The sequence below is a fragment of the Deltaproteobacteria bacterium genome (genome assembly GCA_019308905.1).
In the GTDB taxonomy this organism is placed as follows: Bacteria; Desulfobacterota; BSN033; order WVXP01; family WVXP01; genus JAFDHF01.
On the sequence record JAFDHF010000003.1, the window covers coordinates 131,048 to 156,335 of the forward strand.

A 25,288-nucleotide genomic window follows, 5' to 3' on the forward strand; every position below is an offset into this window, starting at 1 on the left:
CGTCAAGGTCGGCTTATGAAGACCGGAGAAGCGGATTGGGTCTACATCAGAGAGGGAGACCTCCACGGCCTCGTCGATTCCGAGGCGAAAGGACTTTTGGAGCCGGGCTCGGGTTTTTTCGATGACCTTGACGCCCGGGTTAAGGTTTGTGGGGGAAGGGTTCTCAAGGATTCCAGAATCAGATGGGCCGCAATAGTGCCCGTCGGGCAAGGGATGGCCGTTTTTATCAAGAGATTCCGGAGCATCGGTGGGTGGCAGAAATGCAAGTATCTCTTTCTCCCGTCACGGGCCGTGACGGAATGGCGCATCTCTCGGTTCCTCCGGCACAAGGGTATTCTCACTCCCAGGGCCGTGGCCGCATTGGAACGGCGAAAGCATGGGATTCTGGAGGAGAGTTTCTTTGTCACCCAGGCCCTTGAGGGCGCCTCGGATCTTCTCCATTTCTGCAAGGAGCGACTCCGGAACCAGAACGATAAGAAGCGCGACGTCATCGGGGTTCTGGCCGAGACGATCCGCAAGATTCATGACGCGGGGCTTTTCCACAGGGACCTCCACGCGGGGAACCTCCTCCTCACCGGCGGCCGGCCCCTCTCTCTCTATCTGGTGGATCTCCACCAGGCAAGAAGGCGGCGCCGGGTCTCCCTCGCGGAGCGGCTGTGGAATATGGCTCAGCTTTTCAATTCCCTGGACTTCATCATGGACCGTGAGGCGAGGGAGGCGTTCTTCCTGGCATACTCCGGTGGTTGCGGGCTGCGAGGCGGGAGCATGGAGGTGCATCTCAGGCGAGTGGAAGGCATGATCCGCAAGATGGCTGCACGGCACGAGAAGAGCCGGGCCAAGAGGTGCCTGAAGGAGAGCACCCTTTTTGCTCTTGAGAGGGGTCGCGGCTGGAGGGTGTTTCGGCGGAGGGAGATCGGTGCGGATGAGATCGAGGCGATCCTGAGTGTCCACAGGGAGACCGTCCGGCTCCGGCCCGAGGATCTGCTGAAGCACTCGGCAAAAACCATCGTTTCCCTGGCCGACCGCGTCGGGGCCCGGGGTTTGAGAGTGTGCGTCAAGCAGTACAGGTATGAGCGGCCGTGGGACCGCTGGAGAAACTCCATCCGCAGGCCAAAAGGCAAGGCCTCGTGGGTGGCGGGAAACACGCTTTTCAGGCTGGGTTTCTCCCCCCTCAAACCCCTGGCATATGCCGAGAGGCGGAGGCTGGGCCTGCTACAGGAGGCCTTCTTCATCACCGAATCCTGCGTGGGGGATACGGAGCTGGACCGGTATCTGGTTCAGAGGTTCGAGGAGAAGCCGAGGTCTCACCTGCGGAGGTTTATCGAGGAGTTTGCCGGCTGGCTGGGAAGCCTCCATGGTGCGGGGATCTATCACCGGGATCTCAAGACCTGTAACATTCTGGTGAGGGAGAGACCGGACGGGTGGAGCTTCAGTCTCCTCGACCTGGAGGATGTGACCCAGGGGACCGCCGTAGGAAGCGAGGAGGTCCTCAGGAACCTGGTCCAGATCAACTGCTCCATTCCAGGGTTTCTGAGCTACACTGACCGGGTTAGATTCTTCAAGGCATATCTCAGGTCGAATCCGATCTCCGTCGATGAAAGGGGGGTTATCAGGCGGGTCCTGGAGGAAAGCCGCAGGCAGGGGGTCGTCTATGTTTCTCCGGGCGGTTTGGTGGTGGAGGGATTTGAATAGCAGGTGGTGATGGAGCTTTCCGTGATCATAGTGAACTGGAACACCCGCGACCTCGTCCTGGAGTGTCTCCGATCCCTGTACAGGGACACAAGTGGTCTCTCCACAGAGGTATTGGTCGTAGACAACGGGTCTTGCGACGGAAGCGCTGAATCCATAAGGGCGGCATTTCCCGGGGTCATCCTGATCGAGAACAGCAGAAACCTAGGATTTGCCAGGGCAGGCAATCAGGGTCTGGCACGTTCCCGGGGGCGATACATCCTTTTTCTCAACACGGACGGCCTTGTTCAGGAAGGTGCTGTTCGTCTTCTCCTGGACTTCATGGAGGCCACACCCCGGGCGGCGATCGTGGGGCCCCAGCTTCTCAATCCCGACGGGAGCAAACAGAACTCCTTTGACAATTTCCCGACTCTCATCTCCGAGGGGCTCAACAAGAGCCTCCTGAGACTGCTTTTCCCAGCCCGGTATCCAAGCAAGCGGCTCTCCTTCTCCTCACCCGTAGAGGTGGAATCGGCGATCGGTGCCTGCCTTATGGTGCGACGGGATGCGATCGACGACGTGGGCCCCATGGATGAGGATTACTTCTTTTTCATGGAGGAGACAGACTGGTGCTTCCGGATGAGGCAGAGAGGGTGGAAGGTCTATCTCGTACCCCAGGCCAGGGTGATCCACCTCCAGGGGCGGACTGCGGGGAGAGTGAAAGCCCGGGCCAGGGTTGAATACTACCGGTCCAGATATCTTTTCTTCAAGAAGAACCGTGGGGAGCTCCAGGCTGGAGCCCTCCGGGTCATCCTTTTTTTGAAGTTGTCCGTGGCACTGCCGGCCCAGGGTCTTATCTGTTTCTTGACGCTTTTTCTGGGCAAAAGGGCCCGCCGGAAGCTGGCCGTTACCTGGACTCTTTTCCTGTGGCATGTGAGATTGTGCCCGGAGAAGCCCGGGCTCAAGGAATATGCATGAGCTTCTGTTGGGCTCACCCTCTTTCGGCGCTTGCATCGAATCATAAACCTCGATTCTACCAATCCATTGTGGCCATGAAACAAAAGAGGAGATGATCGCTTGCAGGGAGAAACTCCCTGGTCGTCTCGGGGGTGGCAAAAGAGCGCGGGGTCTATCAAGAACCGGCCATGGGATGGCACGCTATTTGATTATGAAGACGCGGAGGGTTCGCCTGATGCGGGCCTTTCCCAATGGGTGGCGGGTTGGCGATTGTAACGGAATCCGGAATCGGGAAGCATCGGGTTTTTGTCCTGGGAATCGACGGCGTTCCCTTCTCCTTGATCAAGGCTCTGACCGAGAAGAATCTCCTCCCTCACCTCAGATCGATCCTGTCCCAGGGATCGCTGAGGAGGATGAACTCCGTGCTGCCGTGTGTCTCTTCGGTTGCATGGGCCTCTTACATGACCGGGGTCAACCCGGGCCGACACAACATTTTCGGCTTCATCGACAGGATGCCCCGGACCATGGAAATGTACATCCCAACCTCCAGATACATGGCTGCAGAAACCCTCTGGGAAAGGCTGAGCAGAAACGGGAAGAAGGTGGTGGTCATCAACGTCCCCGGGACCTATCCCCCCCGGGCGGTCAATGGCCTGCTGATTGCAGGATTCTTATGTGCCAACATCGACAAGATTTCCTACCCGAGGGAGATAGCCCAGGAGCTGAAGGCCATGGGATACCGCATAGACATCGATTCCTGGAAGGCGAGAAGATCGAGGGACGATTTCCTGGCCGAGGTCAACGATGCCCTGGACAAACGATTTGCGGCTGCCTTCACCATGATGAACCGGCTTGATTGGGACTTCTTCCAGCTCCATATCATGGGAACAGACCGGATCAACCATTTTCTCTGGAAGCAGTGGGAGGACGGGGATCCCGTCTACTCCCCCCTTTTCCTCGAGTTCTACCAGAAGCTCGACCGCTATGTAGGGGCTCTCGTGGAGGGGATCGGGGTCGGGACAGAGCTGGTGATTCTGTCTGACCACGGCTTCTGCGAACTGAAACGGGAGGTTTTTCTGAACCATTGGCTCCAGCAAGAGGGTTTTCTAAAGATGCGCAGGGAGTCCGAGGCGCTCGCAGATATCCATCCCGAGTCGCGGGCCTACACCCTCTATCCGGGTAGAGTCTATGTGAACCTGAAAGGACGCGAGGCAACCGGGACCGTGACAGAGGGAAGGGAGTACGAAAGGACAAGGGAGGACCTGACCGAGGGCCTCCTCGGGATTCGTGATCCAGAGGGGGGCAACCCTATCATCCGAGCCGTGCTGAAGAGGGAAGAGGTCTATACTGGCCCGTATCTGGCTTCGGCTCCGGATCTGGTGGCGATACCTGCAGACGGCTACGACCTGAAGGGGAGTTTTGGCAAGCCTGCATTCACCATGCGGAGTGAGGTGACCGGCATGCACACCTATGACGAGGCATTCCTCTTCGTCAGGGACCGGGAAATCCACAAGGAGGACAACGGGTTTGCAATCATGGACGCCTATTCCGTTGTCCTGAAACTCGCAGGTGTAGAGAGGCCGGCGGACGTTGAAGCCGAGGACCTGATTTGACACAGGGGAGATGAGGAGCCATGAGGAACATCGCCGTCGTTGGCTGCGGTTACTGGGGAAAGAACCTGGTGAGGAACTTTTTTGAGCTCGGCTCTCTCCACACCATATGCGACACCGAGGAGGAACGGCTCAGGGAGTTTGCTTCCAGGTATCCCCAAGCCGGTACAACACAGGATTTCTCTCAGGTACTCGGCAACGAAGAGATCAGGGGGGTAGCCATTGCCACGCCGGCTGAGACTCATTTCAGCCTGGCCCGTGAGGCCCTCGCTGCCGGAAAGGACGTCTTTGTGGAAAAGCCCCTTTCCCTCAGAACCACAGAGGGCAGGGAACTCGTGGATCTGGCCGCGCAGAAGGGCGCGATTCTCATGGTTGGGCATATCCTGGAATATCACCCGGCTATCATCAAACTGAAAGAGATGGTGGACGGTGGAAGCCTCGGCAAGATCAACTACGTATATTCGACGCGCCTGAATCTTGGGAAATTCCGCACAGAGGAAAACATCCTCTGGAGCTTTGCCCCTCATGACATTTCGGTGATTCTGCTGCTGCTCGACGAGATGCCGACCCACGTCTCGGCTCACGGCGGGACCTATCTGAACCAGAAGATCGCGGATGTGACCGTGACGACCATGACATTTGCCAGTGGTGTCCAGTCGCACATCTTTGTCAGTTGGCTCCACCCTTACAAGGAACAGAAGCTCGTCATAGTGGGCGACAAGAAGATGGCGGTTTTCGACGATGTGGTTCCAGAGGACAAGTTGCTGCTCTTCAATCACCATATAGACTGGGTCGGCCGGGTCCCCATTCCCAGAAAAGAGGATGCCGAGGTGGTCCGGATTCCCGAGGCGGAACCCCTCAAGGCGGAATGCCGGCATTTCCTGGACTCCATTGAGTCACGGCGTCAACCGAGAACAGACGGCAACAGCGGCCTTCGCGTTCTTGAGATCCTGGAGTGCTGCCAGCGATCACTGGAGAAGTCAGGAGCCGTCATCTCTGTCGGAAGGGGAGGGTTTTTCGCACATCCCACGGCGCTCGTGGACGGGAGCTGCCAGATCGGGGAGGGAACGAGAATCTGGCATTATACCCATATCACAGAGGGAGCCCGGATCGGAAAAGACTGCAGCATCGGGCAGAATGTTTACGTGGGTAAGGACGTCCGAATCGGCAACAATGTCAAGATCCAGAACAACGTATCGGTCTTTTCAGGGGTAACCCTTGAGGACTATGTCTTTTGTGGCCCCTCCATGGTGTTCACCAATGTCCTCAACCCGAGAAGCCACATCTCCCGGAAGCACGAATTCCGGCCGACCCTTGTCAAGAAAGGGGCCACTATCGGGGCCAATGCCACGGTCATTTGCGGCCATACCATAGGCCAGTATGCCTTTGTCGGGGCCGGCTCGGTCGTGACAAAGGACGTTCCGCCCTATGCCCTGGTCTACGGCAACCCGGCCAGAGTCAAAGGATGGATGTGCGAGTGTGGCGTTGATATTGAGTTCAAGAAAGGCCTGGCCATCTGTCAGGCCTGTGGGAAGACATACAGGAAGGACCACAACAGGGTCAAACCCGTGTAGAGCAGCGGCACCAAGAAAAGGCGCAATGGAGAGCGCCCGCCCACCGTCGATTGGTGCCCCGCCGCTTCTGTAAAGTCGTTCAGGAAAATGGCGTTTTCCGAAAACCGGAAAACTCGAGCGGGTTTACATTTGAGGCGCCTTCGATTATAATCAGGCTCTACTTATCTACAATCGAATCTACAATCAAGCTGTACAGATTCCCTGGTCTGGATCGTCGGGCGGTCAGGAGGCAGGGCCTGAAGGGGACAGAGGCTCTGGCCAGTCCTTCCTGCCCGCATGGGATACCAGGAGTTCTCTCAGAGACCGGAGAAGAGAAGGGAGGTGAGAATCGTTTTCGAACAAGGAAATCTCTAAACAAGGAGGGAATAAAAGATGAAGAGAACCAAGCCGAGAATCTACGCTTTTTCTGTTGCCGCCTCGTTCCTAGTCCTGGCTTTTCTGGCTCTGGCGGTTTCCAGTCCGGCCCTTGCGGGTGATCGGAGGAAGAAGACTCTGGTTATCGTCAGCGTGAAGGAGGCCGTGACCATGGACCCCCATGTTTCCCTGGACGGGCAATCTCCATTGATCTGGAGAGGGGTATACGAACCCCTGCTCAATCTGAGGGAGGACACCTTCGAGATTATCCCGGGATTGGCGAAGAGCTGGGAGATCTCTCCGGACGGTCGGGCATATACGTTCCATCTTCAGCGAGGAGTGAAGTTTCATGACGGGACTCCCTGCACGGCTGCGACCGTGAAGTTCACCCTGGAGAGGAGCAGGTCCTTGGGCAAGGCGGGTTCGTACGTGCTTGCCCCGGTGGAGAAGATAGAGGTTCTGGATGACCTTACCCTTCGGATCACCCTGAAGTATCCGGTCCGCTCTTTCCTGTCGGCAATGGCGGGGATGTATACCCCCTCTTTTGTCGTGAACCCGAAGCTCGTGAAAGCCCACGAAATCGTCACCGAAAAGGAGGGGAAGAAGGTCAGCGACTGGGCGGAGAAATACCTCTATGACCATGCTGTCGGGACCGGGCCCTACCGATTCGTCAGGTGGGATCACGGCCAGCAGATTGTCCTGGAGAGATTTAAGGACTACTGGCGAGGGTGGAAGGATCGGAATTTCGACAGGATCATCATCAAGTACATTCAAGAACCCGCCACTGCCAACCTGATGCTCCAGCGGGGTGAGGCTGACATCGTCATCGGTCTGCCGGACCAGATGAAAAACGATCTGGAGAAGATAGAGGGCAAAGGGATAGTCGTCTACAAGCATCCCTCCTTGGAGACTTACTATATCGGCCTCAACTGCAAGAAAGGCCCTACGGCCGACGTGCGGGTCCGCAAGGCCATCGCCTATGCCTTTCCCTATCAGAAGTACGTGAAAGAAAATCTCGAAGGCCACGGGAAACAGATGGTGGGGTTTCTGCCCAGCACGTTTCCGGGATTCAATCCCAACATCCCCACCTACCACTATGATCTCGAAAAGGCCCGGAAACTCTTGGCCCAGGCCGGATATCCCAATGGTGGATTCACCATCAAGTACGTCTGGGAGACGGGGTATGAGTGGAAGAGACCGGTTGCCGAGACGCTCCAGGAGAGTCTCAAGCAACTGGGGATCAAGATGACGATCCAGGAACTCAACAACGCGGCTTTCAATGCCCTTCTGTCCAATCCCGAGACTGCCGAGCACGCATACGGAGTGGTATGGTGGCCCTTCGTGGATTCTCCTGTCGATTACTTCTGGTCCATGTGCCACAAGGATGCACAGGCCTCGGGCGGATGGAACTGGGTATACTACGACAACCCTGAGGTGAACGAACGGATCGACAAACTCGAGTCGATCCTGGACGACAAGGAGTGGTACGACAGTGCCACCAGGATTCAACAGATCCTCTATGATGAGGTTCCGTATCTCTGCCTCTATGAGACGGAGTACCGGCTTCCCATGAGGGATAACGTGAGAGGATTTGTCTACAACGGGCTCTACACGGATACAATGACCTTCTATGACATGTGGAAGGAATAGGGTGACCCCTCTACCCCCGAACATGGATGCGGGAGGGCTCCGGTTCGGGGGTATTGTCTGCCTGAGGTGTCCATGTACCGTTTGATTCTCAGAAGACTGGCATATCTGGGACTTGTGATTTTCGGGATGTCCCTGATTACATTTACGGTAAGCCACATCGTACCGGCCGACCCGATCAGGATCATTGCGGGCCAGCGGGCCACAAAGGAGACGATCGAAATCTACCGGAGGCAGTACGGAATGGACAAGCCTCTCCCGGTTCAGTACATGATATATGTCAAGAATCTCGTGAGAGGGGATCTGGGGGTGTCGATCATTTCCCGCAGGCCTGTCATTGAGGATCTCAAGGACTACTTCCCGGCAACCGTCGAACTGGTTGGATTTGCCATGTTCGTCACTCTTGTTATCGGAATTCCCCTGGGTGTGCGCTCAGCCGGCAAGAGAGGGCTTCTCACGGACCACTGCTTTCGCGTCTTTGCGGTCCTCGGAGTTTCCATGCCGATTTTCTGGCTGGGGCTGGTCAACCAGTTCGTCTTCTATGGAAGACTCGAGATCCTGCCCATCGGCGGGCGGTTGGATGTCTACACTCTTCCACCCAAGGCCTTCACGGGCCTTTATCTCATAGACAGTCTGATCGCAGGGGATATGGAGGTCTTTTGGGATGCCCTGAGACACCTTGTTCTGCCCGGAGCCACCATGGCCTTTGGCACTCTTGCCGTGGTCACCAGAATGACTCGTACGAGCATGCTGGAATGCCTGAGCCAGGAGTATGTTCGGACAGCCCAGGCAAAGGGGCTTAACAGGTTTCGGGTGACCTACATTCACGCCCTCAAGAACGCCGCCATCCCGATCCTTACAGTGGTCGGTCTCCAGACAGGATTCCTCCTGGCAGGGGACTTCCTGGCCGAAACGATCTTCAACTGGCCGGGCATCGGCAGGTACGGGGTGACGGCTATCAACAACATGGATTTCCCTGCAATCATGGGTGTGACCCTGCTCGTTTCCATGGTCTATGTGTTGGTCAATCTGGTCGTTGATCTTCTCTACACACTCTTTGACCCGCGGATCAAGTACTAGGGGGCCGATGGACTTGCTGGAGCAGAATTCTCAGATCGATGAGTGGGAAGCCGAGGCCGGCCTGAGCCCTGCCGGAGGTTTCCATGCGCTCCACCGGAGCCTTTCGAGGCACCCCCTTGCCCTGGTGGGCCTGGTCATGATCGTGATTTTACTCGCTGCCGCGGTTTTCGCTCCTGTAATCGCGGGTTATGATCCATACCACATCGTTCCTGAGGAGCGCCTGGCCCCCCCGAGCAGCCGTCATCTCTTTGGAACCGATGACATGGGACGGGATATTTTCAGCCGCGTGGTCTACGGTGCACGGCTCTCTCTGACGGCCGCCCTGGTCGTCCTGGCCATTGCATCGAGCGTGGGCGTTCTCATCGGCTCGATAGCCGGCTACTGGGGGGGGAGGGTGGACGAAGTCCTCATGCGCTTGACGGACATGTTTCTGGCATTCCCGGCCATGATTCTCGCCATGTGTATCGCCTCTGCCCTTGGTCCGAGTCTGATCAATGCGATGATCGCCATCTCCGTGGTTTGGTGGCCCTGGTATGCCAGACTGATAAGGGGACAGATCCTTTCGCTCAAGAACAAGGAGTTTGTCGAGGCTGCGAGGGCGCTCGGTGCCAGCAACACACGGATTCTGTGGAAGTATATTCTCCCCAACTGCACCGCACCTTTGATCGTGCAGGGAACACTGGACATCGGCTATGCCATATTGACTACGGCGAGCCTTTCTTTCATCGGTGTGGGAGCCGTCCCCCCCACGCCCGAGTGGGGCTCCATGATCTCCATAGGGAGGAGTTATATCCTCGTGCAGTGGTGGTATCCCACATTTCCAGGTCTCGCCATCTTTTTTGCGGTGGCCGGATTCAACCTGCTGGGTGACGGGCTCAGAGACATCTTTGACCCCCGCCTAAACGTGTAAGAGGAGCGGCTTTCGCCGTTGCCGTGAGTGAGAGAGGGTTTTTTCATGCAGGCCATGGTCACGTTGACTCCCGAAGAATCGAAGCGTCTGATCGCCAAATCCATTGCCCACATGGAGCCTGTACGCAAGGCGAAAGAGGAAGGACTCATCGGATTCTCTTTGTGCACCTCGGCGGGTTACGTAATCGAAGAGCTACTGGGTCGCGGGGCGGTCAGTCTGAGTGGATACTGCTGTGGTTTCATCTATTCCGGGGGATCCTGTGTGGTTCCTCCGGACAGGCGGGAAAGGCTCTTGCTGCTCGAAAGGGGGGAGAAGCGTTGGCTCGACTTCCCGGAAGAGAATCTCAAGGCCTTCATAGACAGGATGGATCAGGACGATATCATTATCAAGAGTGGGAACCTGATAGACCCCGAGGGAAACGTGGGAGTCCTTGTGGCGTCTCCGGATGGGGGAGAGGCAGGAGACTATCTGCCCCACATTCTGGCAAAAGGGATCCAGCTCATCGTGCCCATGACCCTCAACAAGACCATTCCCGTTCCTCTCACAGAGATTATCCCTCATATGGGAATATCCAGGTTCAGACCAGACATGGTCCATGGCATGTCCTGCGGGATGATGCCTCTTCCTGGAAGAGTGATAAGGGAGGTGGAGGCTTTCGGAAATCTCTTTGGGGTGAGGGCCCTTCCTGTGGCAATGGATGGTGTGGGCAGCGGGGCAGGGTCTGTGACCCTTGTGCTCATGGGAGACGATCTAGCCGTTGAGAGGGCTTTCCGGCTGATCGATCAAATCAAGGGGGAACCGCCCCTGGAGAACATGTTTTCCAGATGTGCCGGATGCGAGGGATCCTCTGGCAAGGTAGGGGCGGCCCGGTGTTCCACCCGGGCAAAAAGAGGTGCCTCGGCGGTCCGGAGGAGAAGGGGATAGGGAGATGCGTATCCTGATCGTAAATCCAAACACGACCTCTGAGATGACCGCGTCCATCGGAGAGGCTGCAAGGCGCTATGCCCGGCCTGACACGGAAATCGTCGCCCTGAACCCTGATAGGGGACCAGTGAGCATCGAGGGTTACTTCGATGAGGTGGTTGCTGCCGAAGCGACAGTCGAACTCCTGGCCGAGCACGGCGGGAGATTCGATGCTTACGTCATCGCCTGTTTCGGCGATCCGGGGCTGTTTGCGGCCCGGGAGATTCTGGACGCCCCTGTCATAGGGATTGCCGAGGCCGCCATGCTGACCGCTTGTATGCTCGGGTACCGGTTCAGCATTTTGGACGTTCTTGCCCGGTCGCGGCCGCAACTCGAGGATCTGCTGGATCGATATGGGTTGAGACAGCGTTGTGCCTCTATCAGGACATTGGAGATGACGGTGCTGGAAACACAGGCCAAGTCCGAAGAGGTTCGCAACCGTCTGGTCGAGGAGGCAAAAAGGGCGGTGGAACAGGATCGGGCCGAGGTGATTCTCTTGGGGTGTGCCGGAATGGCCGGACTCGACAGAACTATCGGCAGGGCCCTGGGTGTTCCTGTTCTCGACGGTGTGGTGTGTGCGGTGAAGATGGCCGAGGCCTTGGTCGACTACGGCGTCGCCACCAGCAAGATCACCGCGTTCAAATATCCCGAGCCAAAGACATTCAGGAATTGTTCGGCCACGATCGTCTCGGTGGGTCAGGGGCTCGGGCCTGCCCGGAAAGAGGGGGGCTGAGTTTCAGCCGGCAGACAGGAGCCTGGCAGGGAGAGTGGCCGGCTGTAACGAGCAGCAGACTGGGAACAAAGGGGCAAAGGCGATCAATTCAACATTACTGGGAGGTGAAAGATGGACCTGAGTTCAGAGAAGATCAAGGAACTTGATACGAAGTACGTGGCACAGATCTTTCCCCACCCCAAGCCCGTGGTGGCGCTGGAAGGCAAGGGGTGCATTCTCAAGACCGCCGACGGCAGGGAGTATCTCGATCTGATGAGTGGAGTGGCTGTGGCCTCCACCGGGCATTCACATCCGAAGGTGGTTGAAGCCATCTGCGATCAGGCACGGCAAGTCATCCATGCCAACTGCTTCGGCAATTACGCCTACGGTGTTCAAGCCGAGCTCTGTCAGATGATCGTGGAGCGTGCCCCCAAGGGCGGCCGACTCGAGACGGTCTTTTTGTGCAACAGCGGCGCGGAGGCTATCGAGGGGGCCATCAAGCTCGCTGTCAAGGCCACGGGCCGCAAGAGATTGATCTATTTCAATCGTGCCTTTCACGGGCGGACCTACATGACACTGTCGGTGAGCTCAAAGCGACTGTATAAGGATCCTTTTGAGCCGCTGTACCCCTGGACGATTGAAGTGCCCTTCAACGACATCGAGACCACACGGGGGGTCATGAACGACGACGTAGCCGCGATCCTTGTCGAACCGATCCAGGGCGAGGGTGGCATCCGCCCGTGTAGGGATGACTTCCTGCCCGCTTTGCGCGACCTGGCACATGAGTTCGGGGCACTGTTGATTGTGGACGAGGTACAGACGGGGTTCGGGCGGACCGGCCAATGGTTTGCCTCCGAACATTACGGAGTGGCCGGTGACGTCATGACCGTGGCCAAGGGGATAGCCTCGGGCATGCCCCTGGGAGGGTTCATTTCTTCCCGTGAGTTGATGGACACCTTCAGGGACCCGCCCATGGCCCACTGTTCCACCTTTGGAGGCAATCCGGTCTGCTGTGCTGCCGCCGTTGCGACCATCAAGGTCATAGAGGAAGAGAATCTGTTGGAGAACGCCAGGGAACGGGGGGGCGAGCTTGTCCGCGGGATGGAGGAGTTGCGGCGGAAATACCCGGATCTGATCAAGGAGATCCGGGGCCGTGGACTGCTGACGGCCATGGAGCTCATCAGGGATGATGATACCGGGGCATTTGTGACCAAGGTCAAGGAACTGGGGGCCACGGTGGGCTGGACGATGAATGCCGGTGCCACAATACGCGTGGCACCTCCCCTGGTTATTACCAAGGAACAGGTTGCCCAGGCGCTCGACATCTTCGATCGGGCCTTCGCTAATCTGAAGAGATAGGCCGGGCACCATCACGACTTCCCCAGGCTCGGAGGACAGGTCCGATCTGGCTGGTCCGCGCGGGTGGCGGACCACGTCATTGGAAGCCTGTTTTTCGGCGCTGCAGGTGAGGGCTGATCAGATTGAAAGGGGAGTTGAATCATGGCAAGGGTGATCATTTCAGGAGGACGAGTTGTTTGCGGGACAGGGACGTTCAAGGCGGACCTTCTTGTTGAGAATGAGAAGATAGCGGCTATCGGCAAGGCCAAAGGTTTCGGCCGGGCGGACAGGACGATCGATGCGACCGGTATGATCGTCTTGCCCGGGCTCATCGACGTGCATGTTCATTTTCTGGAGCCCTTCATGGGAACGGTGAGCCTCCAGGATTTCTTCACCGGCACACGAGCCGCGGCCTTTGGGGGAGTGACCACGGTTATCGATTTTGCCCATCAGGAAAAGGGCAAGTCCCTCGCAGAGGCGATAGAGCGAAGAAGAGAACAGGCAGACGGACATGTGGTAATCGACTACGGGCTCCACGTTGGGGTGACAGACCCGACCCGGGCGACCCTTTCGGAGGTGGAGAATGTCATCAAGTCCGGTGTTCCCTCCTTCAAGGTCTATACAATCTATCGAGACGAGGGATTGATGCTGGACGATGGTGCTCTCCTCGCTCTCTTGCAGGAAACCCGGCGCCATGGGGGGCTGGTGATAGTGCATGCGGAGAACGCCTTTGTCACAGAATATCGCCAGCGGGTCTATCTTGACCACGGGAAGACCAGCGCTCCCTATCATGCCCTGAGTAGGCCCAATGTCGTCGAGGAGGAGGCGATCCAACGGGTGGCGCTCCTTGCCAGATTTGCAGAAGCGCCGTTCTATATCGTTCATCTCTCGACCCGTGAAGGCGTGGGGATCATCGGGAGAAACAAGGCAGAGGGGTTTCCAGCCTTCGCGGAAACCTGCACCCACTACCTTTGCCTGACAGACGAAGTATACGACCGGGCCGATGGGATTCACTATATCATCAGTCCCCCGCTCCGGAAGAAGCAGGACATGACGGCCCTGTGGGAGGGACTGGCAGACGGCTCTCTCTCGGTGGTGAGTTCCGACGACATTTCGTTCAGCAATGAAGCAAAGCTCATGGGAAAGGACTCCTTTGACCGGGTGCCCAATGGCATGCCGGGTGTGGAACTGAGGCTGCCTGTGCTTTTTTCCGAGGGCTTTCGGAAAGGGCGGATCACCCTGGAGCGACTGGTCGAGATTACAAGCACCAATCCGTCGCGTCTTTTCGGGCTCTTCCCCCAAAAGGGGGTCATACAGGTCGGAAGCGACGCCGATCTGGTGATCCTGGATCCGACAAAGGAGGTCGTTTTGGGGAAAGATACCCTCCATATGGTGGCGGACTTCTGCTGTCTGGAGGGTATGAAAGTGAGGGGCTACCCGGTAGTGACCATGTCCAGGGGGAAGGTCATCGTTGAGGATGGCCGGTTCCTTGGCAAAGAGGGGGACGGGAGATTTCTCGAGAGGAAGATCGATTTGAAGGGCCTGAGGAATCTGCGATGAAACCCGGCAAACCGGGAATCAACTTGGAAAGACTGAAACGGAACCTTACGGAACTCTCGCGTTTCGGCCGACAGGAAGAGGGCGGTATCACGAGGCAGTCTTTTGGTGAGGCGGATCGCCAGGCCAGGGCATGGCTGGTCGATCTTATCCGTGACTCAGGGCTTCGGCCGGGAATCGACGAGGCGGGAAATGTCTTCGGCAGACTGGGGCCCGATGGGCCGGCGGTCCTGGCCGGGTCTCACATAGACACCGTGCCGCAGGGGGGAAGATTCGATGGCGCCCTGGGCGTACTTGCCGCTCTGGAGTGCATGCAGACTATCCGCGAGAAGAACCTTCCCATCCGTCGTCCTCTGGAGGTGGTGGCCTTCTCCGACGAGGAAGGAGCGTATTGCAGTTTCTTGGGAAGCCGGGCCCTCACAGGACGACTGAGCCCGGACGAGCTGAGTCGAGCCGAGAATGGAGAGGGCCACTGTCTGGTGGATGCCATGAGAAAGTGCGGTCTCGACGTCACAAGGGTCGGCCTGGCTCGGAGAGAGCCGGGCGAGATCCTCGCCTACCTGGAACTTCATATCGAGCAGGGGCCGCAACTCGAGTCCTGTCAGGTGCCGCTGGGAATTGTCCGGTCCATCGTCGGAATCGCGTCGTACTGGGTCACTTTTACCGGAGAGGCTGACCATGCCGGAACCACACCTCTTTCGATGAGGAAGGATGCTTTCTTGGGAGCGGCTGAGTTCTCCCTGGCCGTGCATGAGCGCATCCGTTCCGGCTCGAGAGGTGTCGTCACCGTGGGCAACGTTCTGCTCTCTCCCGGTGCCTTCAATATCGTGCCTCGCGTGGCACGGTTGGCTCTGGAATTCAGGGAGTCTTCCCAGGAACGGCTGAAAGAGATGGAGGAGGAGATTCTGGAAATCGGAGGCCGCATCGCCCGGGAGAGAAACCTGGGGTTCACGGCAGAAAGGGTCTCCTGGGACCCGCCGGTCCGGCTAAGCCGGCGCGTCCAGCGCATCCTGAGAGACGAGGCCGACGCCCTTGGGTACCCTTACCGGCTCATGGACAGCGGTGCCGGTCACGACGCACAGGTTCTCTCCCTGAAGACAGACGCAGGAATGATCTTTGTCCCGAGTCTTGGAGGGAAGAGTCACTGCCCCGAAGAGGACTCCAGGTGGGAAGATATCGAGAAGGGAGCCCAACTGCTCCTTTCGGCTCTGCTTCACCTGGCCAACGAATAATAGCAAGCAAGGCGGTTTACAGGGGAATCGATGAGTGATTCGGTCAGGCCGGGAGAAGATTCGCTCCTCAACGTGGAGAATCTGAGGACCTACTTTTTCACCTCCCAAGGCACGGCCAGGGCGGTGGACGGGGTCAGCTTCCATGTCGGAGACGGGGAAGCCCTGGGGATCGTCGGTGAATCAGGATGTGGTAAGTCCGTCACTGCCCTTTCGATCCTGAGGCTGATTCCTGATCCACCGGGCAGGATCGTAGGAGGCCGGGTCCTGTTCCAGGGAGAGGACCTGCTCGAGTGCCCGGAGAACCGAATGCAGAAGATCAGGGGGCATCGGCTCTCAATGATCTTTCAAGAACCCATGACCTCCCTCAACCCGGTCTTTACGGTGGGGTTTCAACTCGCCGAGATGTTCAGGTTCCACCTCGGGCTGGGAAGCAGAGAGGCAAGGGAGAGATCCATCGAGATGCTGCGGCTGGTGAACATTCCCTCACCCGAGAAGAGGATCCATGAATACCCCTACGAGCTCAGTGGAGGCATGCGCCAGAGGGTCATGATCGCCATGGCCCTGTGCTGCAATCCCCGGTTGGTTATTGCAGACGAGCCCACAACGGCCGTGGATGTGACGATCCAGGCCCAGATTCTGGAGCTCATGATGGAGCTCAGGGAGAAGTTTTCCATGGCCATCATTCTCATCACCCACGATCTCGGCATCGTGGCGAACACGGTGGAACGGATTCTGGTCATGTATGCGGGTCAGGTCGTGGAAGAGGGGGATGTATATGCGATATTCGAAAACCCCCTCCATCCGTACACGCGGGGGCTCCTCAAGGCGGTCCCGGTGATCGATAGGGGGGGGAGTTCAGTCGAAAGGCGGCTCTATGAGATCAAGGGTGTTGTCCCGAGCCTCTACAGACTCCCGGCCGGCTGTAATTTCTATCCGAGGTGCGAAAGACGAGAGGATCGTTGCAAGGAGGAGAAACCCGAGATCAGGGAGGTCGACCAGGGCCACCGGGTCCGCTGCTTTTACCCCCGGTAGCCCCGTAGAGAGGAATGGTCCCTTGAATACGGCACTCCTGGAAGTCAGAGGGCTCAAGAAGTATTTCCCCATTCGGTCAGGCCTGCTCTCCAGGGTTTCCGGATACGTATTTGCCGTAGACGGTGTGGATCTCGTCATTCACAGGGGAGAGACCCTCGGACTGGTCGGGGAGAGCGGATGCGGAAAGTCGACCCTCGGCCGGGCCATCCTCAGGCTTACCGAGCCTACAGCCGGTGAAGTGCTTTTTGAGGGCACCAGCGTCCTGGGTCTGGATAAAGAAGCCTTGAAAGGTATGAGACGCAATTTCCAGATCATCTTTCAGGACCCGTTTTCGTCACTGAACCCCAGGATGACGGTCGAGGAGATCGTAGGAGACGCGCTGACCATTCACGGTATCCGGGATAAGAATGAGAGAGAAGAGAGGGTGGCGGCGATCCTCAGAAAGGTGGGCCTCCGGAGAGAACACCTGAAGCGCTATCCCCACGAGTTCAGCGGGGGTCAACGCCAGAGAATCGGTATTGCCAGGGCTCTGGTTCTGGAGCCGAAACTCCTCGTTTGCGATGAACCCCTTTCTGCATTGGATGTCTCGATCCAGGCCCAGATCATCAATATGCTCATGGACCTCCAACAGAGCATGAATCTTTCCTATCTTTTCATAGCCCACGACCTGAGCGTGGTGGAACACATCAGCACCCGGGTTGCCGTCATGTATCTGGGAAAGATCGTAGAATTGGCGGAGAAACGCGACCTCTATGCTTCGCCCAGACATCCTTACACGCAGGCTCTTCTTTCTGCGGTGCCAGTTGCAAATCCCCGGGTCAAGCCCCGCAGAATCATGCTCCACGGAGATGTCCCAACCCCCATAGCTCCTCCCCCGGGGTGCCGATTCCATCCGCGGTGCGGAAGCAGGATGGAGGTCTGCGCCCGCGAAGAGCCGAGGTTGCGTGAGATCAGCCGTGATCATTTTGTAGCCTGCCATCGCGGGTAGGCTCCCGTGTAAGGGCCTGGATCTTTCCGGGGAAGGACAGGTGCCACGGGCCAACCTCTCTTCTGCCTCAAACCGAGGAGGATCAAAGGGGTTCAACGGGGAGTGGACCGGCTCTATCCACTGGCGATTGCGACGTAGATGAGGCTCTCCCCCTTGGCCGGGGAACTCTCCCTGACCTTGATCTTCTCGGCCTGATGGAAGACGGAGTTGAGTCTTCTCCAGTATTCCCTGTCTTCCTTTTCCACCCAAGTGGAGACGACCCCGTTGGGCGTGAGGACGTCTCTGATCCTCCGGAGGCCCTGCTCCGTGTAGAGCCTCCTGTTCTTTTCAAGGACAAGCCAGCCCGGCCCGTTGTCAACGTCGATGAGGACGGCGTCGAATCTCTCCTCGGTCTCGTTGAGGAAGTCGAAAAGATCGGAATGAATCAAGACCGTCCGTGGATCTTCGAGAACCTTGCCGTTGAGGTCTTGAAAGTACTGCTGGTTCCAATGGATGACGGCTTCCTCGATCTCGGTGACAGAGACCCGTGAAACCCGTGGAGAAGAGAGTGCCTCCTGGAGGGTGAAGCCCATTCCCAGCCCCCCTACGAGGATCTGGTATCCATCTGTCTTGGGCCGGAGGCGCTCAAGAGCAGACCTGGCGAGGACCTTCTCCGAACGGTTATTGTAAGAGGCCATGAGGAAGGTGCCGTTGTAGATAATCTCGTAGATGCCCCCGTCTCGCCGCTGGAGCTGGATCTCACCCCTCTTCGTGTAACGCCGTTCCAGGACCTCACGCATCTTAGTACCCATTTTAACCCTTTTCGAGTGAAAGGGCACGGTGCTGGTCGTAGACCTCGGTTCTGGGGAAACCTGTTGGGTGCCCCCCGGACTTTCCTCACTTTTGGAGCGCGCCGGTCGCCCTAGGCGAGATTGCGGGAGAGTCAAGCACCTCGATAGGTGAACATGAGCGGAAAAGCCCACAAAAATTCCTCTTGACAGTTGTTCCCGTGTATGCAACTATAGTAGCAAAATGGCAAACTATAGTAGGGATAATGCCTCGACGAGTCGGTAAGCAGACAGAAGAGTTTGAGATTCTACGGAAGATCAAACAACTCAGGCGAGAGAAGGGAATCTCCTTGCGCGAGATGTCCAGGAGAACGGGCCTGTCTGAATACTACCTGAGTCAAGTTGAAAGAGGAAGGGCAAACCCCTCGATCGGAGCGATCAAGAGAGTCACCGACGGTCTGGGTGTGCCCCTCATGGCTCTTCTGACCACGGGGGGAAAAGAAAACCGGAGCTCCGGAGAAGTTGAGGAAGTGAGGGTGGTCAGAGCAGACAAGAGAAAGACCTTGGTCTATCCAGGGTCACTCAGGACAGCTTCACTGCTGACTCCGGATCTTCAAGGCAGGCTGGAGGTTCTCCTCACAGTGGAGAAACCGGAGCCGGAAGGAAACGATGAGTGGTACTGCCACGAGGGAGAGGAGTTTGGCCTGATCTTGGAGGGGAGATACGAGGTGACTGTGGAAGACAGGGTCTACTTGTTGGAGGAGGGCGATAGTATCTGTTTTCCCAGTCGTCTTCGTCACAAGATGCGAAACCCAGGCAACAGATTGTCCAAGACCCTGTGGGTTATCACTCCACCATCGTTTTGAGGCGCTTGTGAGAGTTTGTCCAATGAGGCCGTCATTGGAAGAGAGGTGGTGATCCCAATGGATGGATGAGGTTTCGGTGTGAGGTGAATGAATTCCGCGTGTGAGTGCTCTGGAAAGGAGGGAGGAACATGAAAAGAACGAGGAGGTATTCGAAAGGGAAACAGAAGATGACGAGGAGAGAGTTCCTCAAAACCACGGCCGCCATAGGCGCCAGTGTTTCTGTGGGCCCTTTCATATTAGGGACCAAGGGTCAGAAGTTGGCAAAAACCCTGAGAGTGGACAACTGGGGAGGGGCATACCAGGATGCCTGCCGAATCGGATACAGGCTCTTTGAAGAGAAGTACGGTGTCAAGATCATTGAAGGGAGTTTTGCCACGACCGACGAGATGCTTGCAAAAATCAAAGCCAGTCCTCCTGGGGAATACGATGCCGTGTACTTGGACGACACGGGGGTATATAAGGGAATCAAACAGGGCCTTATCGAACCCCTTGATGAGAACAACCTGACGAATTACAAGTATCAGATGAAAAAATTCCAGCATCCCCCGTATGACCCTGGTCCTGAAATCTACTCCATGGCGAACGAATATTACTCGACTGCGCTGGTTTACAATACGGACGCGATTGCAGGGACGCCTGAATCGTGGGAGATCCTGTGGGATAAGAAATACAGCAAGAGGATATCCCTTTGGGATTGGGCGTGGTGCCGGATTGCCAATACTGCACTCTACTTGGGGCAGAACCCGAACGATATCTCCGATATTGATGCGGTCTTCAAGGCTATGAGCGAACTCAACAGGTCCGTGCTGAAGTATTACAAGTCCGGGATGGAGATGCAGCAGCTTTTGACGAATAGAGATGTTGTCTTGGGAGAGTTCTGGAGTGGTCGGACGCTGGCCCTTAAAGATCAAGGTGTGCCTGTCTGGTTCAAGATCCCCAAGGAAGGAGCGTTCATCAATGTGGGCACGGTCTGCGCGGCAAGAGGGACGAAGAAGAAGCTGACAACGGAACTGTTTATCAACTTTATCACCGGCCCAGAGTCCTATCCGAAAATAGCAGAAAAGATTCACTATGTCCCCTGCCTCGACCCAAAATACTACAAGGTGAGTGAGCCGATCCGGTCCAACCCCGAGTTCAATCCGGAGGCTGTAGAAAAGTGTGTCATCACCGACAACGCGTATAAGGACAAACACGAGAAGGAGTGGACCGAGCGCTTCAATCTGATGAAGGCAGCTGGATGATGCTTACCGGGGAAACGGTGCCTACGTCGGTTTCCGATGGAGGAACTCGAGGCACCGTCTCCCTTTCCGGGCCCAACTATGATTGACGTCGAATTGCGACGGATAACAAAGAGATTTGGGGACTTCACGGCTGTCAATGATATTTCCCTCGGAGTCGAGAAGGGAGAGTTTCTCTCGCTGTTGGGTCCGAGCGGGTGTGGCAAGACGACCACGTTGAGAATCATTGCAGGATTTGAGGAGCCCTCCAAAGGTTCTGTCTTCATAAAGGGAAGATGTGTCGATGATGTGCCGCCCTACCAGAGGAACATCGGGATGGTTTTCCAAAACTACGCCCTGTTCCCTCACAAGACTGTTTTCGGTAACATAGCCTACGGGCTTCGGATGCGAAATATTGAAAAGAGGGAGATCAGGAGACGGGTGGGAGAAATCCTCGAGATGGTCAAACTCTCGGGCTTCGAAGATAGGAAGCCGCATCAACTGAGCGGCGGGCAGCAGCAGCGTGTCGCTCTTGCGAGGGCACTGGTCATACGGCCGGACGTTCTTCTTCTGGATGAACCCTTGAGCAATCTCGATGCGAAACTCCGAGAAGAGATGCGGGTAGAAACTAAGAGAATCCAACAGAGTGTGGGTATTACTACCCTCTATGTGACACACGACCAGGTGGAAGCCCTCTCCATGTCAGATCGTGTCGCTATCATGGAGCAAGGGTCGATTGTACAGATGGGGACTCCCCGCGATGTTTACGAAATCCCCGCCAGTCCCTTTGTTGCCGACTTCATGGGGCAATCGAATCATTTGGATGGGGAGATCGCCTCAACCCGGGACAGAGAATCAGAGATCCGTACCGAAAGTGGGCTTAGGATTGTTGCCAAGTTGACAGAGGGGTTGCAGGAAAAGAGGCGTGTCCGGCTTTTCGTCCGCGTGGAGACTGTGGAGCTTTCACTGGAGCCTTTCCCAGAGCGTGAGAATGTGTTTGCAGGAAGGGTGGAGAGTATCTCCTATCACGGCAGTAGCACCCTTTACTACGTCCGCCTGGATGAAAGAACACGCTTGGTAGTGGAAAAACCAAGGCACGATGCTCAGAACATGAAAATCCAGGAAGACTCGCGGGTCTGGATCAGGATCCCACCTCAGGAATGTATTACGCTTCCCTTAGGGTGATTCCGAAAATGAACGTTCTGAGGTCGAGAGTAGTTCTCCACCTGCTTCTCTATCTTCGGAAGAGGAAGAGGCTCAGGAGTTTCTTGCCTGTTCTTCCCTCGGCAATCTGGGTTCTCCTTTTCCTCTTTGTCCCCTTAATGATCATTTTGTTTTATAGTTTCTCCATGCGAGGTGAGGGAGGCACTATCATCGCCTCCTTCGGCTTGCAGAATTACAGGCACTTTTGGACGACTCCCATATACACGAGAACCGTTTTCAAGTCCCTAGCCATTGGGTTTGAGGTGACCCTTGTCTGTCTCGTCCTCGGCTACCTCCCCGCTTACTACCTTGCCCGCTTGAAGACGGCGCGGCGTATTTTTCTGATTATCCTTTTGATCATACCCTTCTGGACTTCGATTATCATAAGAACCTACTCATGGATTCTCATCTTGGGTAGGCGCGGCCCCATAAACTACTACTTGATGAAATGGAGATTGATCGAGCAGCCCATCCAACTCCTGTATAACGAGTTTTCCGTCATACTGGGTCTGGTCCACATCATGCTGCCATTTATGATACTTCCGATCTTTGCCTCCATTGACCGGATGGATCAGAGCCTGCTGGATGCTTCCAAGAGCCTGGGGGCAGGAGAGAGACGGACCTTTCTTGAGATCACCTTCCCGCTGAGTCTTCCGGGAGTGAGTGCAGGATGTCTTCTCGTTTTCATCATATCCGTGGGGGCTTTCTTGACGCCGGCCATGTTGGGAGGGCCCGGAGATATGATGATAGCCATGTTGATTCAGCAGAATTTCTTGATGCTTTTCGACTGGCCCTTCGGCTCCGCAGCAGCGATTATCTACTTGATTATGATCGTGTTTATTGTCTTTGTCTTCAACAAGGCCATAGGGTTGGATAAGATCTGGATGGGAACCCAGAGGTAGGCGGCCCGTGCCCGGGTCCAGGCGATAGACAAGACCATGTCCCATACCAAGAAACACAGGATGGATGCTCTCTTAGTCATAACCGTGTCGATTTATGTGTTTCTTTTCGTCCCGGTGTTTATCGTCATTTTGATGTCCTTTCATCCCCACAGCGTTGTCTCCTTCCCCATGCCCGGCTATACATTGAAGTGGTACAGGGAGTTCTGGCATGACAGGCCGTTGATTGACTCTTTGGTTAACAGCATTCTTCTCGGCGTGTTCTCCTCGGTTCTTGCGGGTGCCATCGGCACCCTGGCAGCTGTCGGTTTCGTGAGATCCAGGTTCAGGGGCAAGCAACTATTCGGAGCAATCATCCTCTCCCCAATGATACTCTCAGGCATTATCACCGGGATCGCCTTGCTCAGTTTCATCACAGCGGTCCATGTATACAAGTCCTTCACCGTACTGGTGATCGGCCACACTCTTCTGACGTTTCCATATGTCTTTCTCGTTGTTCAGACCCAGCTCTATGGTTTCGATCGATCCATGGAGGAGGCCTCCATGAGCCTCGGCGCCAATGAGCTTGAAACGTTTTTCTACGTAACCTTACCGAATATCCTGCCCTCAGTTGTTGCCGGGATGCTCTTCGCATTTACCATCTCGATCGATGAATTCGTGGCCACTCAATGCTGGGTTACGCCGTCGACCGAGACGATTCCGATCAAGGTATTTTCCATGTTGCGGTTTGAAGTGACCCCTAAGGTCAATGTTTTGGGGACAATCATCGTTGCCGTGACCATCACCTTTCCCCTTTTGGCTGAGAGACTGATGGCCCGCAGGATGGGAGTGAGATTGGCCCGCCAACAGAGGAGAGCTGAGGCTGGGGCGGATCTGGGCCTCAAGGGGGAGAGTTTCTGTTCGGGGAGATAGCAATCATGAGGAACGATTTTCTTGTTCGTTGTCAACCGAAGCTCAGCCTCCTCGATGAGGAGCAGAAGCGGGAGATCCATCTGGCGAGTTTGAATGTGCTTGAGCGGACGGGTATCGTGGTGCATGATGAGGAGTCTTTACGGCTGTTGAGAGAGGCGGGTTGTGAAATCAGGGAAAACAAGAGGGTCCATATTCCACCAGCAGTAGTCGAGGAGGCTCTTCGAAGCGTGCCGCCGAGAATATCGATATACGACCGTGACGCTAAACTCTCCATGCTGCTGGAAGGCCGCAAATCCTATTTCGGTACGGGCTCAGATACGCCCAATGTCATTGACTTCGAGACGGGGAGACGCAGGAAGGCCGTACTGGCGGATGTCGAGAGGGCTGCACTGTTGGCCGACGGCCTGAGCGAGGTTGATTTTGTCATGAGCATGGGACTGGCCAGTGATGTGCCAGCAGAGCTTTCGGACAGATATCATTTTGCGGCCATGGTTTCGAACTCAACGAAACCTATCATGTTCACCGCGTGGAGTCTCGATGGATTGAGAGACATCTACCAGATGGCTGCCGCCGTAGCGGGGGGCGAAGAGAGGCTAAGGAGAAACCCTTTTATTATCCATTATGCCGAACCCATCGCGCCTTTTGTACATCCCAGGGAATCTCTCGAGAAACTCCTCTTCTGTGCAGAAAAAGGGATCCCGGTGGAATACCATTGTATAAGTATGGGTGGAACGACCGCCCCGGCAACCCTTGCAGGCAGTGTTGTTCAGGCCAATGCCAGGATGTTGAGCGGTGTAGTCATCCATCAGCTGAAAGCAAAGGGTGCCCCGCTCATCGTGCAGGCACCGGTGATCTTCTTCGACATGAGGACCTCTTTGATGCCCTATTTCGGGCCAGAGTGGTGCGTGAGTGCAGCGACCAGTAAAGAGATGGCAATGTTCTACGGAATCCCCACTTTTGGCAAGGCGGGTGTGACCGATTCCAAGGTGTTCGACCAACAGGCTGGTATAGAGATCGGGATGTCGATTCTTGCCGAAAATCTTGTGGGAAACAACCTGATTCACGATATGGGTTATCTCGAGTCTGGCCTGACCTCTTGCCTCGAGTCCCTTGTTGTTTGCAGCGAAGTTGTCAGCATGGCAAGAAGAATCATGCGGGGAATCGATCTGAGTCCTGAACACTTCTGTTTGGATTTGATGGACCGTGTTGGGCCGGAAGGCAACTATCTGGCCGAGGACCATACAGCACGTCATTTTCGAAGGGAGTTTTGGTTTCCAAGAATCCTGGACCGCTATCCCTATGAGGCCTGGATGGAAGAAGGGGGCAAGACATTGGCAGAGAAAGCCCACATGGAGGCTGAGAGAGTTTTTCGAGAACATGTGCCAAAAGCACTGCAGCCCGAGATTCGAGAGGCTCTTTATGAAACTCTCGAAAAGGGCAAGGAGAGGGCATAGAGGAAATCGCAGGTTGTCCTTGATGTGCCGAGAAATGAGAGTCTTTTGCGTCCTCTCGAACCTTACCGGTTCTCTCTGGACTGTGGAAAAGGAGCTCGCCACAGACCCCGGGAACCGAGGGGGTGGTCCGCTTTGATCCATCCTCCTGGTCTCTTTTGAAGCAGATCTAACGGTTTGACAAAAGGTGGTTTTTTTGGACAATTCGGTCTTTACTTTCCTATACCGCAGGGAACCGGTCCGTTTCAACCCACCAGGTGGATCCGTCAACCCCCTATCCCTCAAGATAAGCCCCCGTTATCATTGGTAAACCAGGAAATCCCCACCACGTGGCACGACTTTCGCTCTACC

21 protein-coding genes are annotated in these 25,288 nt (G+C 56.1%); 20 read left to right on the forward strand and 1 reads right to left on the reverse strand.

What is annotated here, in order from left to right:
• The first annotated feature begins 15 nt into the window (after nucleotides 1-15).
• From JRJ26_02380 to JRJ26_02445, 14 genes are all read left to right on the forward strand, one after another.
• Nucleotides 16-1,692, forward strand: a complete 1,677-nt coding sequence (locus JRJ26_02380) for a hypothetical protein (protein ID MBW2056321.1) — start codon at nucleotides 16-18, stop codon at nucleotides 1,690-1,692.
• A gap of 9 nt (nucleotides 1,693-1,701) precedes the next feature.
• The gene (locus JRJ26_02385) at nucleotides 1,702-2,646 is read left to right on the forward strand and encodes a glycosyltransferase family 2 protein (protein ID MBW2056322.1); all 945 of its coding nucleotides are present in this window, start codon (nucleotides 1,702-1,704) and stop codon (nucleotides 2,644-2,646) included.
• Between the two features lie 242 nt (nucleotides 2,647-2,888).
• The gene (locus JRJ26_02390) at nucleotides 2,889-4,238 is read left to right on the forward strand and encodes an alkaline phosphatase family protein (GenBank protein MBW2056323.1); all 1,350 of its coding nucleotides are present in this window, start codon (nucleotides 2,889-2,891) and stop codon (nucleotides 4,236-4,238) included.
• Between the two features lie 20 nt (nucleotides 4,239-4,258).
• Entirely contained in the window at nucleotides 4,259-5,809 is a 1,551-nt protein-coding gene (locus tag JRJ26_02395; GenBank protein ID MBW2056324.1) for a Gfo/Idh/MocA family oxidoreductase, read from the forward strand.
• A 372-nt stretch (nucleotides 5,810-6,181) separates the two neighbouring features.
• Entirely contained in the window at nucleotides 6,182-7,813 is a 1,632-nt protein-coding gene (locus JRJ26_02400; GenBank protein MBW2056325.1) for an ABC transporter substrate-binding protein, read from the forward strand.
• 66 nt (nucleotides 7,814-7,879) lie between these two features.
• Nucleotides 7,880-8,890, forward strand: a complete 1,011-nt coding sequence (locus JRJ26_02405; protein MBW2056326.1) for an ABC transporter permease — start codon at nucleotides 7,880-7,882, stop codon at nucleotides 8,888-8,890.
• A 7-nt stretch (nucleotides 8,891-8,897) separates the two neighbouring features.
• On the forward strand, nucleotides 8,898-9,800 hold the full coding sequence (locus JRJ26_02410) for an ABC transporter permease (protein MBW2056327.1): 903 nt from the start codon (nucleotides 8,898-8,900) through the stop codon (nucleotides 9,798-9,800).
• A 45-nt stretch (nucleotides 9,801-9,845) separates the two neighbouring features.
• Nucleotides 9,846-10,724, forward strand: a complete 879-nt coding sequence (locus tag JRJ26_02415) for a hypothetical protein (protein ID MBW2056328.1) — start codon at nucleotides 9,846-9,848, stop codon at nucleotides 10,722-10,724.
• 4 nt (nucleotides 10,725-10,728) lie between these two features.
• Nucleotides 10,729-11,496, forward strand: a complete 768-nt coding sequence (locus JRJ26_02420; protein MBW2056329.1) for an aspartate/glutamate racemase family protein — start codon at nucleotides 10,729-10,731, stop codon at nucleotides 11,494-11,496.
• 111 nt (nucleotides 11,497-11,607) lie between these two features.
• Entirely contained in the window at nucleotides 11,608-12,834 is a 1,227-nt protein-coding gene (locus JRJ26_02425) for an aspartate aminotransferase family protein (protein ID MBW2056330.1), read from the forward strand.
• A 141-nt stretch (nucleotides 12,835-12,975) separates the two neighbouring features.
• Complete coding sequence (gene hydA / locus JRJ26_02430) at nucleotides 12,976-14,373, forward strand: dihydropyrimidinase (GenBank protein ID MBW2056331.1); 1,398 nt, start codon at nucleotides 12,976-12,978, stop codon at nucleotides 14,371-14,373.
• Nucleotides 14,370-15,602 carry a Zn-dependent hydrolase gene (locus JRJ26_02435; GenBank protein ID MBW2056332.1) on the forward strand — a complete coding sequence of 411 codons (1,233 nt, stop codon included), beginning with the start codon at nucleotides 14,370-14,372 and terminating at the stop codon, nucleotides 15,600-15,602. Before hydA ends, JRJ26_02435 begins: the two co-directional genes overlap by 4 nt.
• Nucleotides 15,603-15,632: 30 nt before the next feature.
• Nucleotides 15,633-16,634: an ABC transporter ATP-binding protein gene (locus tag JRJ26_02440; protein MBW2056333.1), complete on the forward strand. Its 1,002-nt coding sequence runs from the start codon at nucleotides 15,633-15,635 to the stop codon at nucleotides 16,632-16,634.
• A 22-nt stretch (nucleotides 16,635-16,656) separates the two neighbouring features.
• Complete coding sequence (locus JRJ26_02445) at nucleotides 16,657-17,622, forward strand: dipeptide ABC transporter ATP-binding protein (protein ID MBW2056334.1); 966 nt, start codon at nucleotides 16,657-16,659, stop codon at nucleotides 17,620-17,622.
• 113 nt (nucleotides 17,623-17,735) lie between these two features.
• Here the strand turns inward: JRJ26_02445 and JRJ26_02450 are convergent, their stop codons facing one another.
• On the reverse strand, nucleotides 17,736-18,413 hold the full coding sequence (locus tag JRJ26_02450) for a spermine/spermidine synthase (protein MBW2056335.1): 678 nt from the start codon (nucleotides 18,411-18,413) through the stop codon (nucleotides 17,736-17,738).
• 242 nt (nucleotides 18,414-18,655) lie between these two features.
• Between JRJ26_02450 and JRJ26_02455 the strand changes: the two genes are divergently transcribed.
• The 6 genes from JRJ26_02455 to JRJ26_02480 all read left to right on the forward strand — a co-directional run bounded on the left by JRJ26_02455 (nucleotide 18,656) and on the right by JRJ26_02480 (nucleotide 24,940).
• Nucleotides 18,656-19,255: a cupin domain-containing protein gene (locus JRJ26_02455; protein MBW2056336.1), complete on the forward strand. Its 600-nt coding sequence runs from the start codon at nucleotides 18,656-18,658 to the stop codon at nucleotides 19,253-19,255.
• A gap of 128 nt (nucleotides 19,256-19,383) precedes the next feature.
• Complete coding sequence (locus JRJ26_02460) at nucleotides 19,384-20,496, forward strand: extracellular solute-binding protein (protein MBW2056337.1); 1,113 nt, start codon at nucleotides 19,384-19,386, stop codon at nucleotides 20,494-20,496.
• Nucleotides 20,497-20,574: 78 nt separating this feature from the next.
• Nucleotides 20,575-21,657, forward strand: a complete 1,083-nt coding sequence (locus JRJ26_02465) for an ABC transporter ATP-binding protein (protein MBW2056338.1) — start codon at nucleotides 20,575-20,577, stop codon at nucleotides 21,655-21,657.
• Nucleotides 21,658-21,665: 8 nt separating this feature from the next.
• Entirely contained in the window at nucleotides 21,666-22,577 is a 912-nt protein-coding gene (locus JRJ26_02470; GenBank protein MBW2056339.1) for an ABC transporter permease, read from the forward strand.
• A gap of 60 nt (nucleotides 22,578-22,637) precedes the next feature.
• On the forward strand, nucleotides 22,638-23,486 hold the full coding sequence (locus JRJ26_02475) for an ABC transporter permease (GenBank protein MBW2056340.1): 849 nt from the start codon (nucleotides 22,638-22,640) through the stop codon (nucleotides 23,484-23,486).
• Nucleotides 23,487-23,491: 5 nt separating this feature from the next.
• Entirely contained in the window at nucleotides 23,492-24,940 is a 1,449-nt protein-coding gene (locus tag JRJ26_02480) for a trimethylamine methyltransferase family protein (GenBank protein MBW2056341.1), read from the forward strand.
• Nucleotides 24,941-25,288 lie beyond the last annotated feature (348 nt).

Excerpts from the sequence above, each read along its gene's own strand:
- JRJ26_02410 (MBW2056327.1), top strand. The coding sequence starts at position 8,898 with ATGGACTTGCTGGAGCAGAATTCTCAGATCGATGAGTGGGAAGCCGAG.
- hydA (MBW2056331.1), top strand. The coding sequence starts at position 12,976 with ATGGCAAGGGTGATCATTTCAGGAGGACGAGTTGTTTGCGGGACAGGG.
- JRJ26_02450 (MBW2056335.1), bottom strand. The coding sequence starts at position 18,413 with ATGGGTACTAAGATGCGTGAGGTCCTGGAACGGCGTTACACGAAGAGG.
- JRJ26_02460 (MBW2056337.1), top strand. The coding sequence starts at position 19,384 with ATGAAAAGAACGAGGAGGTATTCGAAAGGGAAACAGAAGATGACGAGG.
- JRJ26_02475 (MBW2056340.1), top strand. The coding sequence starts at position 22,638 with ATGGATGCTCTCTTAGTCATAACCGTGTCGATTTATGTGTTTCTTTTC.
- JRJ26_02395 (MBW2056324.1), top strand. The coding sequence starts at position 4,259 with ATGAGGAACATCGCCGTCGTTGGCTGCGGTTACTGGGGAAAGAACCTG.
- JRJ26_02425 (MBW2056330.1), top strand. The coding sequence starts at position 11,608 with ATGGACCTGAGTTCAGAGAAGATCAAGGAACTTGATACGAAGTACGTG.
- JRJ26_02435 (MBW2056332.1), top strand. The coding sequence starts at position 14,370 with ATGAAACCCGGCAAACCGGGAATCAACTTGGAAAGACTGAAACGGAAC.
- JRJ26_02400 (MBW2056325.1), top strand. The coding sequence starts at position 6,182 with ATGAAGAGAACCAAGCCGAGAATCTACGCTTTTTCTGTTGCCGCCTCG.
- JRJ26_02415 (MBW2056328.1), top strand. The coding sequence starts at position 9,846 with ATGCAGGCCATGGTCACGTTGACTCCCGAAGAATCGAAGCGTCTGATC.
- JRJ26_02480 (MBW2056341.1), top strand. The coding sequence starts at position 23,492 with ATGAGGAACGATTTTCTTGTTCGTTGTCAACCGAAGCTCAGCCTCCTC.
- JRJ26_02440 (MBW2056333.1), top strand. The coding sequence starts at position 15,633 with ATGAGTGATTCGGTCAGGCCGGGAGAAGATTCGCTCCTCAACGTGGAG.
- JRJ26_02385 (MBW2056322.1), top strand. The coding sequence starts at position 1,702 with ATGGAGCTTTCCGTGATCATAGTGAACTGGAACACCCGCGACCTCGTC.
- JRJ26_02455 (MBW2056336.1), top strand. The coding sequence starts at position 18,656 with ATGCCTCGACGAGTCGGTAAGCAGACAGAAGAGTTTGAGATTCTACGG.
- JRJ26_02465 (MBW2056338.1), top strand. The coding sequence starts at position 20,575 with ATGATTGACGTCGAATTGCGACGGATAACAAAGAGATTTGGGGACTTC.
- JRJ26_02470 (MBW2056339.1), top strand. The coding sequence starts at position 21,666 with ATGAACGTTCTGAGGTCGAGAGTAGTTCTCCACCTGCTTCTCTATCTT.
- JRJ26_02380 (MBW2056321.1), top strand. The coding sequence starts at position 16 with ATGAAGACCGGAGAAGCGGATTGGGTCTACATCAGAGAGGGAGACCTC.
- JRJ26_02420 (MBW2056329.1), top strand. The coding sequence starts at position 10,729 with ATGCGTATCCTGATCGTAAATCCAAACACGACCTCTGAGATGACCGCG.